General features: G+C 60.4%; 1 protein-coding gene. It reads right to left on the reverse strand.

Annotated elements, in window-relative coordinates:
- Window positions 1–255: hypothetical protein (locus tag M8006_RS18005; protein ID WP_430886853.1), on the reverse strand; the 255-nt coding region annotated here is incomplete at both ends.

Genomic DNA, 255 nt, shown 5'->3' on the forward strand with positions numbered 1-255 from the left:
TACCGTCGATGGGTTCCGGGCGGTAGTTGATGCTCAGCATCTGGGTACCGTCCTGATCCGAGTACGTGGGCGATTCGATGCCCACCTTGGGCATGGCGATCTCAATGATCTCGCCCGCCGTTTTGCCATGGGTCAGCGTGAGCGCACCGGTGCCCGCGTTCTGGGAGATCTCGAAGTAGTTCTTGGTGCTTACACCTGGGTCTTCGATGGTGAGCTGGCCAGACGGCGCACGGCCGGTGATCTGGATATCGTTGC

The organism is Halomonas llamarensis, assembly GCF_023555005.1.
Classification (GTDB): Bacteria; Pseudomonadota; Gammaproteobacteria; order Pseudomonadales; family Halomonadaceae; genus Vreelandella; species Vreelandella llamarensis.